Here is a 9,680-nt window from a genome sequence, read left to right on the forward strand (position 1 = left end):
CTTAAAATTATAAAATTATTTACTAAAATAGCTAGTTTTATTAGAAAATTAGTTTAATTATTTAAGTTAAGTTTTAAAAAATAAGTTTTGTTATGTGTTTTAAAAAGCCAAGGTAGGGATTTGAACCCTAGTATTATGGTCTGCAGCCACACACCTAGCCGCTCGGTCACCTTGGCATATGTAAAAATAGTATTAATTAGTATAACACTATTAATTATTTTGTTTTTATTTTATATATAAATGTTTTGGTATCTGAATTAAAAATTCAATAAAATTTAAATAAAAATACAAAAGTACTTTAAAAAATAATTTAGTAAGTATTAAAATAAATTTTACAAGATATTTCTAAAAAAGTATTAATAAAATACTAATTTTAATAAAGTTAGTAATAATTAGTAATTATTAATAATATTCAATAATACAAATCATAATTAAACAATGTTTATAAAAATAAATAAATTTAGAAAAAATTTTACAGGTTTGTTAAAATTATTAATAAAATAAACATTTAAAAAGACATTTTTAAAAAATAGTGAAAAATAAAATAAAATTCATAAAAAAAAGTAATTAAAAAGAAATTCTGACGAATTCCTTAATTATAAATCACGACATGCTAAAACTATGTCTGCTGCTTTAACAGTTTTTCTTCCTGCGTGTTTTGCAAGCTTTACTGCGTCTTCTGAGATTTCTGTTCCAATACTTTCTAGTACTTCTGCGAGTTCTTCTTTAGCATCGTCACTTATTCTGTTTGCTCCGGCATTTTTTAATAATCTGCCTACTGGTGCTATTGGTAATTCAGCCATAATTTCACCTCCACTATATTATAATTTAATCTAATAGTATTTATATATTTCTTATTTTTGAATTATAGATGTAAAAAAGAAAGATTAAGGCTTTAAAATAGTCCATAAAAATTAAAACTATTGCATAGGCAAATAAAAGAATTCTAAGAAAAAAACAAAAGAAATTTAAAAAAATGAATTATTTATGAACAACAATCTCAAAAACACACCTACTTTAAAAAGTGTTTAACAAAAATATTAAAAAAACAAAACATTGTTTAATTCTATAAATTAAATACTAACAGTATTACCAATTAAATTAAAAATTAATACAAATATGTCATAAATATTACATATATAATTTACTACATATAACAAAGTTAACATAAATTATTAAAATAAAATACACAAAAAAGAGCATTTAATTTAACCTAAAAGATCAAATAACACTACTTTTAATAAAAATAACTGAAAAAAACATTCAATATTTAAAAAAAAGAATTATGAAATATAAATAAAATTAAATAAAAATTAATTAAAAAAAAATAGAGATTATAACTCTAAAAAAAAGATAAAAAAAAATAAAAGAATCCTAAAATATTGGATCTTTTACTATTCCTATTCTAAATGAGTTTAATATAACAAGCAATGTTAAACCTAAATCTCCAATACCTACAGCCATCATAAGTGTTATAAGTCCAAGTATTGCAAGAATTACAAATAAGAACTTAACTGTAAGTGCTACTTTAATATTTTGTTTAATAATACTCATTGTCTTGTTACTTAATGAGAAAAGATATGGTAATTTTGTAAGATCATCCTGCATAAGTGCAATATCTGCAGTTTCAATTGCCACATCAGAACCAACAGCTCCCATTGCAATACCAACATTAGCACGTGCAAGAGCTGGTGCATCATTTACACCATCACCAACCATTGCAACATCACCAAATTTATTACGTATTACATCAAGAATGTTGATTTTATCTTCAGGTAATAGATTTGAATATACATAGTCAACACCAATAGTATTTGCCACACTTTGTGCTGCTGTTTTATTATCACCTGTTAACATGATAGTTTCAATGTTTTGTTCTTTAAGATTTGCAATAACATCAATTGTTTCATCACGTATTTTATCTACAACTGTGATAACTCCTATTACTTCCTCTTTACATCCTACATATACAACAGTCTTACCTTCTTTTGTATATTTTAGGATGTCAGATTCTGTTATATTAAAATTTCCACCATCAATTAATGATTCATTTGCTGTGTAGTATTCAACACCACCTATTACTCCTTTTATTCCTTTTCCTGGAATGTTTTTGAAGTCTTTAGTTTCAGCATCAGGTATGTTATTATCTTGTGCATATTTTATTATTGCATTTGATATTGGATGTGATGAATATCTCTCAAGTGTTGATGCAATTTGAATCATATCATCTTGTGTGTAGTTTTCACTTAAAAGTTCTACATCTTTTACTTCTAGTTTTCCTTCTGTAAGTGTTCCTGTTTTATCAAAGATAATTGCATTTATATGTCTCATCTCTTCAACATAACTACTACCTTTAATTAAAACTCCTTTTTTAGTTGCAGAGGTAATTGCTGATACCATACCAATAGGTGTGGATATTAAAAATGCACAAGGACATGATATTACCATGAGTGATAATGCACGATAAATCCAATCAACTAGTGGTTGAGCAAATAGTAATGGTGGAATAAATGCTACAAGTATAGTTATTACAATGATTGCTGGTGTATAGTATTTTGCAATCTTTTCAACCATTGTTTCTGTTTGTGATCTGTTAAGTTGTGCTGTTTGAACAAGTGATACAATTTTTGATAATACACTGTCTTTTGCAGCTTTTTTAACTACTACTTCAAGGTATCCATCCTCATTTACAGTTCCTGAAAATACTTTATCTCCAATATTTTTAATAACTGGTGTACTTTCTCCTGTAATTGCTGCTTGATTTACATTTGATGTTCCTTTTACTACTTCACCATCTAGTGGTATTTTATCTCCAGGTTTTATTAATGTTATTTCACCAACTTCTACCTGATTTATTGGTAGTTCAACTTCTTTTCCATCACGCATTAGTAGTGCTGTTTCTGGTGCAATTTCAACTAATGATTTTATTGAATGTTTTGCACGGTGTTCTGAGTAGTCTTCTAGGAATTCTGCTACAAAGTATAGAAATGTTACAGCTGCTGCCTCTTCAAAGTGTCCTATTATGAACGATGCTATTGCTGCTATACATACTAGTACTGCTGGTGTTATGTTATGTCTTAGTATTGCTTTTTTTGCCATTTTTGCTATGTCATATCCTGATATTACTGCTACTACCAGAAATAGTATCATTGGTATTGTCTGAATTGACATGTAATCCATGATTATTCCTGCTGCAAATAATATTCCACTTGAAAGTATTATTTGTATTGCACGATTTTGTATGAGTGGTATTCCTTCTTTAATTACATCTTCTTCATCTTCATCTGCACAATCTTCACAGTTACATATTTTTATATCTCCAGATTCACCACAACAGCAGTCATCATCACAACAACAATCATCATCACAGCAGTCATCATCTTCATCACAACAGCAGCATTCATCTTCATGTTCATATTCATGGTGATGGTGGTGATGGTGTTCATCTTCTTCATGGCAGTGACATTCATCATCTGTGCATGAATCTGTATGTTCATGGTGATGATGGTGGTGTCCTTCATGGTCATGATGGTGATGGTGTTCTTCTTTTGCATCTATATCTAGACCATTTTCATGTTGGTAGTTTTTTAGTAGTTGTTTGTTGTAATGTTGATGATTCATGCAATGTAGATTTTCACATTCTGGATCCATACATATAAAATTGAAGTGTTCTGGATTAAAACATGCTTTTTCATGACATTCTGGTTCATAACATTCATTTATTTTAGTTTTGTTTTCCAATTTCTCACCTTCCCTATGTTTTTTTAGGGGAGTTTATTTTTTTTTTATTAGTGTGGGTGGTTATTTTTTTATTCAAGGACGTGTTCTATACCCATATTTAGTATTTCTACTACGTGTTTGTCTGCTAATGAGTATCGTACAAGTTTTCCTTCTTTTTGGTATTTCACTAGATTTTTACTTCTTAGTGTTCTTAGCTGATGTGATACTGCTGATTGACTCATGTTTAGTATTTCACATATATCACATACGCATAGATCTTCTATTACAAGAAGTGACATTATTTTAAGCCTTGTTGTATTCCCAAATATTTTAAATGTTTCTTCTAGTTTCATGTATGTTTCTTCTGAATCCATGCCTTCTTTGGCTTTTTTTATTGCATCTATGTGGATTTCTTTTATTTGACATACATCGTCTGCAATATTATTTTTCTCATCACTCATATGAATCACTCTTCATATGAATGTTTATTCATATGTCCTATATAAAAGTTTCATAATAAAATAACTAAAAAGTATTATCTAAAAAAATATGAAAAAATAAACAATAAAAAATTGAAAAAAAATCAGATGAATAAAAAAAAAGAAAAAAAAAGATTTAATAAATTTATTTTTTAAGTATAAATTTATTAGTCCTCAACTTCACTACTTGTCTTCATTGTAGTTGACGAAGTTGTATTGTTTGCTGTTGTATTATTACTATCTGATGAATTTGAATCATCAACAAATGTCTGATTTTCAAGAGCTGAATAATATCCATTAAAATCAAATCCATCAATAGCGGCAATTACCATCTGCACCTCATCTGAAGGTTGTGATGAATAATATGTACTTGTTGCATATACAAATGATGGTGTGTTATTTCCAATTAATGGAAGAGATGCACCATATGCATAGTCATAATTGTTAGGAACACCTTTTGAAATACCAGATGCATTTGAAACATTATTTAACACAATCTTTGATGTATATGTATTATCTGATGGAACAAACATGTATGAACCATTACTACTACTTTGAATCTGCACAGCAAGATCATAACTGTTATTTACAATATCAGGTACTGCATAATCACGTGCAAGATTTGCTGATGCATTTGCAACAATCTTATCAGCACTAGCTGATGATGATTTTGTAGTAGTGTTATTGTCTGATGTGTTAGTATCATTATCAGATGTTTCATTTGTATCATTATCTGATGTATTATTTGATACTTTATCAGGTGTAAGTGTAGTATTTACAAGGTAAACATCGTATGCATACTTAGCATTTAAAACATTTTCAAGTGTTGGAATAACAGATATATCAGATGTAGTATTTTCACCAACACCAATAATTAATGCAATACGTACATTAGATGAATTACTACCATATGTTGCATACTTAACAACAGAACCATTTGAATTATTACCAATCATCTTAGGCTGAATTGATGAAGTAGCAGTAGTATTATTATCAGCTGTTGTATTATTTTCTACCGCCTCAGCAGGCTTACCTCCACCACCATTTAATGCATAAGTAACACCAATAATTGCAACAACAGCAATTAAAAGTAAAACTATTACCTTAAACTGATTATTAGGTGGATCTCTAGGATCACCATACATTATTTCTACCTCCAATTATTATTTTATATAAAAAAAAATAATTAGGAAATTATTTATTTAAAAACTTATTATCTAAGATCTCATCTGCATAATAATCCTTATCTGATATAAGCTTTACTGCCATAATACCAGCCTGTTTTGGATCATTAATTACATGATCAACAACAGAAGATAAATCTCCCATCATATCAACAGAAATTATGATAAGATCTTCATTATTTTCTTTTAACTTTACAATCTCATCACTAATCATACCACCCATCATAGATCCAGATAAAACTAAAGCTTCAACACGTGGAAGTTGTTCTAGTGACTTTATTGATTCTTGAATTTCAGAACCTCCACCAATAATCATACCATCAACACTAATAGTTTCACCACTCATATTATGAGATTCAGCCTCAATAATAGCTGCCTGTATTGTTTGAGCCATGACTTCACCATCACCTAAAACAATAACTCTTTTTCCAAAACTAGCATGTAGTGTTTGTTGTAATTCTACAGATATGACATCTGGTACTTCTGAAATACACTTTACAACATCATCTGCACAATCTACACCTGTTATTTCCATATAAATTCGTCCTGAATTATCTCGCAGAAATAGGTGAGTATGAATTATATTATAATTTTGTTCATATAATTTATCAGCTATGGTGTGAAGTACACCTACTTTTTCTACAGTTTTAAGATTAACTGTTACTGTGCTCATGATTTTGTAACTCCGTTATTTTATATAACTAATAATATTATATTTATATAGTCTACTATTTTATAATTATTTTTAAAAAAATAATAACAATTTCAATAGAAATTACTCCTAAAATTCTCTAAAAATTAACTTTTTTATAAAAAATAACTAATTTTACATACAAAAATATATAATAAATATATTAACTTGAATAAACTAAACATTTAGTAATAATAGATCAACAATTTTTAAGAAAAATAATCTTTAAAATTAAATCAAAAAACTCACTTTTGTAGAAATAAAAGATAAAAATTTACTTTCTATAAATGAATATGAGATACAATTAAAAAATCTTAAAAATAATGTAAGGTGATATAATGACAGGAATAATTGGATATGGAGCTCATGTTCCTTCTTACAGAATAAAAGTGGAAGAAATTGCCAAGGTATGGGGAGATGATCCTGAATCTATCTCTAAAGGATTAGTAGTAGAAGAAAAATCCGTACCAGGACCTGATGAAGATACAGTGACAATAGCAGTTGAAGCAGCAAGAAGAGCATTAAAAAGAGCAGAAATTGATCCTCAAGATATTGGAGCAATTTATGTGGGATCAGAATCACACCCATATGCAGTAAAACCTACAGCAACAATAGTTGCAGATGCAATAAGAGCAGCACCAGAACTTACAGCTGCTGACCTAGAATTTGCATGTAAAGCAGGAACTGCAGGTATTCAAGCAGCAACAGGTTTAGTTAAATCAAAACTTGTAAAAAATGCACTTGCAATTGGAGCAGATACATCACAAGGTGCACCAGGAGATGCACTTGAATACACAGCATCAGCTGGAGGAGCTGCATATATTATTGGAGAAGAAAACACAATAGCAGACATTGATGCAACATGCAGTTTTACAACAGATACACCTGATTTCTACAGAAGAGAAGGTCAAGATTACCCATCACATGGTGGAAGATTTACAGGACAACCTGCATACTTCAAACACGTACTTGGAGCAGCAAATCTAATGTTTGAAAAAACAAATACAACAGCAGAAGACTATGACTATGGTGTATTCCACCAGCCAAATGGTAAATTCTACATAAGAGCAGCAAGAAAACTTGGATTTACAGAAGAACAATACAAACAAGGTCTATTAACTCCACACATTGGAAATACATACTCAGGAGCAACACCACTTGGTCTTGCATCAGTACTTGATATTGCAAAACCAGGAGATAAAATCTTCATGGTATCCTATGGATCAGGAGCTGGAAGTGACGCATTTACACTTACAGTAAATGATAGAATAGAAGAAGTAAGAAACAATGCTAAAACTCTTGATGAAATTACTAAAAACGTAACATACGTTGATTATGCAACATATGCTAAGTTCAAAGGAAAAATAAAAATGAATTAAAACTAGAGAGTAAAAATTTAATGGAGGATTTAATATGAGAGATGTCGCAATAGTAGGAGTTTCCCAGACTAAGTTTGGAGAATTATGGGATAAATCATTCAGAGATTTAGTTGTAGAAGCTGGAGTTGACGCAATAAAAGATGCTAACATGAATGGTGATGACATTGAAGCAATGTACATCGGTAACATGAGTGGTGGATTATTTGTAGGACAAGAACACATTGGATCATTAATTGCAGAACACTCAGGACTTGCACCAATACCAGCAACAAGAGTAGAAGCAGCATGTGCATCAGGTGGTCTTGCACTAAGACAGGCAATTATGGCTGTAGCTTCAGGATACTATGATCGTGTAATGGCAGCAGGTGTTGAAAAAATGACAGATGTTGTAGATGCAACACCAGCAATTGCAGCAGCAGCAGATCAGGAATGGGAAGCACAACATGGAGTAACATTCCCATCATTATATGCTATGATGGCAGAAAGACACATGTATGAATATGGTACAACTCGTGAACAAATTGCAGGATTTGCAGTACTTGGACACAAAAATGGTGCACTAAATCCTAAAGCACAGTTCCAAAGAGAAATATCAGTAGATGCAGTACTTAACTCAACAAAAGTAGCATCACCACTTAATATTCTTGATTGTTCACCAGTATCAGATGGTGCATCTGCTGTTATTGTATGCCCAGCAGAAGATGCTCTTAAATACACAGATAACCCAATTTACATAAAAGCATCAACACAAGCATCAGATACAATTGCACTTCACAGCAGAAAAAGCTTAACAACAATTGAATCAACAAAAATAGCATCAAGAAAAGCATATGATATTGCAGGTGTAACTGCTAAAGATATGGATCTTGCAGAAGTACATGATTGTTTCAGTATAAATGGTCTTATTGCTATTGAAGATCTTGGATTCTTTGAAAAAGGAAAAGGTGGACAGGCAATTGAAGATGGTCTTATTGAACGTGATGGTGAAATTGCAGTAAATCCATCAGGTGGACTTAAAGCAAGAGGTCATCCACTTGGTGCAACAGGTATTGCACAAGTTGCAGAACTTACATGGCAATTACGTGGAGATGCAGGTAAAAGACAAGTTGATGATGCAAAATATGGTATTGCACTTAACATTGGTGGAACTGGTGGTACAACAGCAGTACATATATTATCTAATGAAAAAGATTAAATTAACATCAACTTCTTTCTTTCTTTTTTTTAATAAATTTAAATAAAATTATAACTACATCTACATAACATACCACTAATTTCTATTTCTAATATAACATATATTATTAAATCATAAATTCTATTAATTAAATAATAATAAAAACCATTTCTACATAAAATTATTAACTATTATTTTAAAATAAATGAGTGTTAAAATTATTCTAAAAAATAAGATATTATTTAATAAAAAAAATAAGGGGTGGGGAGATAGTTAGATAAAACTATAAAATTAAATTCTATAGCTATCCTGTAATTTCAAGTGGAATTAATATATTGCCTTTTAAGTATCTGCTGTTTTCACCAAGTACAACTGTAATATTATGATTTCCAACTTTTGTTTTCTCAGTTATAAGATCAACATTTAACATTCCATCATAGATGTAAGTATTAAGTACTGTTGCTCCATCAATTTTTATGGCAATTTTAGTTTTACCATAAATTTCTCTTCCCTGTGCATCTTTAATTGTCATATTAATTGTTGTATTTTCACCTTTTGGTGTTGTTATCTTATCTGCTGTTATGTTTCCAATAGCACTTTTATCTACATTAAAGTTATCTGTTACATCTACTCTTTCATAGTTTTTATCAGAATATACTGCTGTTATGTTATATTCTCCAGATCCAATGTATGATGGTAGTATGTAGTTAAGGTGTGCTTTACCATCTTCTGTCACATTTACTGTAATTGTATTGTTATTTTCATCAAGTAATGTTTTACCATTAATTTTGAAACTTACAACTCCACTATCTATCTGTTTTTCATTATCTGTAACATTTACATCAACAATTAAGTTACCTGATGTTGTAGGTGTATTTGTTGATATGCTGATATTTGCATCACGTTTTATGATTGTTAGGTTTATATTAAATTCTTCTGCATTATATAGGCTGTTTTCTCCAAGTTTTACTGTGATTTTATGATTTCCTACTTTTTGTGTTTGTGTATCTAAAACTTCATAAAGTACTCCATCTTTTATTGTTGTATTCATAA

General features: G+C 29.7%; 8 protein-coding genes and 1 tRNA gene. 2 read left to right on the top strand and 7 right to left on the bottom strand.

The window, feature by feature from the left end; all coding sequences use genetic code 11:
- Positions 1-105: 105 nt before the first annotated feature.
- The 6 genes from MRZ80_RS06060 to MRZ80_RS06085 all read right to left on the bottom strand — a co-directional run bounded on the left by MRZ80_RS06060 (position 106) and on the right by MRZ80_RS06085 (position 6,056).
- Positions 106-176: transfer RNA gene (locus MRZ80_RS06060), tRNA-Cys, on the bottom strand.
- 420 nt (positions 177-596) lie between these two features.
- Positions 597-803 carry a histone family protein gene (locus MRZ80_RS06065; protein WP_292537292.1) on the bottom strand — a complete coding sequence of 69 codons (207 nt, stop codon included), beginning with the start codon at positions 801-803 and terminating at the stop codon, positions 597-599.
- Positions 804-1,374: 571 nt separating this feature from the next.
- On the bottom strand, positions 1,375-3,741 hold the full coding sequence (locus MRZ80_RS06070; protein ID WP_292537294.1) for a cation-translocating P-type ATPase: 2,367 nt from the start codon (positions 3,739-3,741) through the stop codon (positions 1,375-1,377).
- A 68-nt stretch (positions 3,742-3,809) separates the two neighbouring features.
- Entirely contained in the window at positions 3,810-4,181 is a 372-nt protein-coding gene (locus tag MRZ80_RS06075) for a metalloregulator ArsR/SmtB family transcription factor (protein WP_292537299.1), read from the bottom strand.
- Positions 4,182-4,366: 185 nt separating this feature from the next.
- On the bottom strand, positions 4,367-5,344 hold the full coding sequence (locus MRZ80_RS06080) for a hypothetical protein (RefSeq protein ID WP_292537302.1): 978 nt from the start codon (positions 5,342-5,344) through the stop codon (positions 4,367-4,369).
- A 49-nt stretch (positions 5,345-5,393) separates the two neighbouring features.
- Entirely contained in the window at positions 5,394-6,056 is a 663-nt protein-coding gene (locus MRZ80_RS06085) for a DUF5612 domain-containing protein (RefSeq protein ID WP_292537305.1), read from the bottom strand.
- 356 nt (positions 6,057-6,412) lie between these two features.
- Between MRZ80_RS06085 and MRZ80_RS06090 the strand changes: the two genes are divergently transcribed.
- Both MRZ80_RS06090 and MRZ80_RS06095 read left to right on the top strand, forming a co-directional pair.
- Positions 6,413-7,453, top strand: a complete 1,041-nt coding sequence (locus MRZ80_RS06090; protein WP_292537308.1) for a hydroxymethylglutaryl-CoA synthase — start codon at positions 6,413-6,415, stop codon at positions 7,451-7,453.
- A 34-nt stretch (positions 7,454-7,487) separates the two neighbouring features.
- Positions 7,488-8,648: a thiolase domain-containing protein gene (locus MRZ80_RS06095; protein ID WP_292537311.1), complete on the top strand. Its 1,161-nt coding sequence runs from the start codon at positions 7,488-7,490 to the stop codon at positions 8,646-8,648.
- Positions 8,649-8,931: 283 nt separating this feature from the next.
- Here the strand turns inward: MRZ80_RS06095 and MRZ80_RS06100 are convergent, their stop codons facing one another.
- Positions 8,932-9,678, bottom strand: coding sequence for an Ig-like domain-containing protein (locus tag MRZ80_RS06100; RefSeq protein WP_292537315.1), 747 nt, complete (start codon positions 9,676-9,678; stop codon positions 8,932-8,934).
- Positions 9,679-9,680 lie beyond the last annotated feature (2 nt).

This window comes from Methanosphaera sp., assembly GCF_022768985.1.
GTDB lineage: Archaea > Methanobacteriota > Methanobacteria > Methanobacteriales > Methanobacteriaceae > Methanosphaera.

Bases quoted from the DNA above. Each gene is read 5' to 3' on its own strand.
- MRZ80_RS06065 (WP_292537292.1), bottom strand. From the start codon at position 803: ATGGCTGAATTACCAATAGCACCAGTAGGCAGATTATTAAAAAATGCC.
- MRZ80_RS06075 (WP_292537299.1), bottom strand. From the start codon at position 4,181: ATGAGTGATGAGAAAAATAATATTGCAGACGATGTATGTCAAATAAAA.
- MRZ80_RS06080 (WP_292537302.1), bottom strand. From the start codon at position 5,344: ATGTATGGTGATCCTAGAGATCCACCTAATAATCAGTTTAAGGTAATA.
- MRZ80_RS06085 (WP_292537305.1), bottom strand. From the start codon at position 6,056: ATGAGCACAGTAACAGTTAATCTTAAAACTGTAGAAAAAGTAGGTGTA.
- MRZ80_RS06090 (WP_292537308.1), top strand. From the start codon at position 6,413: ATGACAGGAATAATTGGATATGGAGCTCATGTTCCTTCTTACAGAATA.
- MRZ80_RS06095 (WP_292537311.1), top strand. From the start codon at position 7,488: ATGAGAGATGTCGCAATAGTAGGAGTTTCCCAGACTAAGTTTGGAGAA.
- MRZ80_RS06100 (WP_292537315.1), bottom strand. From the start codon at position 9,678: ATGAATACAACAATAAAAGATGGAGTACTTTATGAAGTTTTAGATACA.